This window comes from Klebsiella sp. 2-CIP_Kleb., from assembly GCF_050378715.1.
GTDB lineage: Bacteria > Pseudomonadota > Gammaproteobacteria > Enterobacterales > Enterobacteriaceae > Klebsiella > Klebsiella quasipneumoniae.
On record NZ_JBNRLG010000025.1, the window covers coordinates 1 to 1,249 of the forward strand.

A 1,249-nucleotide genomic window follows, 5' to 3' on the forward strand; every position below is an offset into this window, starting at 1 on the left:
TGAAGTGGTTTACTGAATTTGGCCACCTGAACAGAGGTGATATGCTCACCTCAGAACAACACAGGTGCCATAATGAAAAAAAGAAATTTCAGCGCAGAGTTTAAACGCGAATCCGCTCAACTGGTCGTTGACCAGAACTATACCGTGGCAGATGCAGCCAGCGCTATGGATGTCGGCCTTTCCACAATGACGCGATGGGTGAAACAATTACGTGATGAGCGGCAGGGAAAAACACCAAAAGCCTCACCCATTACCCCGGAACAAATTGAAATCCGAGAGCTCAGAAAAAAGCTACAACGTATTGAAATGGAAAATGAAATATTAAAAAAGGCTACCGCGCTCTTGATGTCAGACTCCCTGAACAGTTCTCGATAATCGGGAAACTCAGGGCGCGTTATCCTGTGGCCACTCTCTGCCATGTGTTCGGGGTTCATCGCAGCAGCTACAAATACTGGAAAAACCGTCCTGAAAAGCCAGACGGCAGACGGGCTGTATTACGCAGTCAGGTACTTGAACTGCATGGCATCAGCCACGGCTCTGCCGGAGCAAGAAGCATCGCCACAATGGCAACCCAGAGAGGATACCAGATGGGGCGCTGGCTTGCTGGCAGACTCATGAAAGAGCTGGGGCTGGTCAGTTGCCAGCAGCCGACTCACCGGTATAAGCGTGGTGGTCATGAGCACGTTGCTATCCCGAATCATCTTGAGCGACAGTTCGCCGTAACGGAACCAAATCAGGTGTGGTGCGGTGATGTGACCTATATCTGGACGGGTAAGCGCTGGGCGTACCTCGCCGTTGTTCTCGACCTGTTCGCAAGAAAACCAGTGGGCTGGGCCATGTCGTTCTCGCCGGACAGCAGGCTCACCATGAAAGCACTGGAAATGGCATGGGAAACCCGTGGTAAGCCAGTCGGGGTGATGTTCCACAGCGATCAAGGCAGCCATTATACGAGCAGGCAGTTCCGGCAGTTACTGTGGCGATACCGGTTCAGGCAGAGTATGAGTCGGCGTGGAAACTGCTGGGATAACAGCCCAATGGAGCGCTTCTTCAGGAGTCTGAAGAACGAATGGGTGCCGGCGACGGGCTATGTAAGCTTCAGCGATGCAGCCCACGCAATAACGGACTATATCGTTGGGTATTACAGCGCACTAAGACCGCACGAATATAATGGTGGGTTACCACCAAACGAATCAGAAAACCGATACTGGAAAAACTCTAACGCGGTGGCCAGTTTTTGTTGACCACTTCA

The 1,249-nt window shown here is 51.9% G+C and carries 1 protein-coding gene; it reads left to right on the plus strand.

Going from position 1 to position 1,249, the window contains the following annotated elements; all coding sequences use genetic code 11:
- Nucleotides 1–72 precede the first annotated feature (72 nt).
- A protein-coding gene (locus ACQUTP_RS25655; RefSeq protein WP_115834598.1) for an IS3-like element ISEc52 family transposase occupies nucleotides 73–1,241 on the plus strand; the annotation gives its coding sequence in 2 pieces (ribosomal slippage) (nucleotides 73–322 and nucleotides 322–1,241; 1,170 coding nt in all).
- Nucleotides 1,242–1,249: the final 8 nt, after the last annotated feature.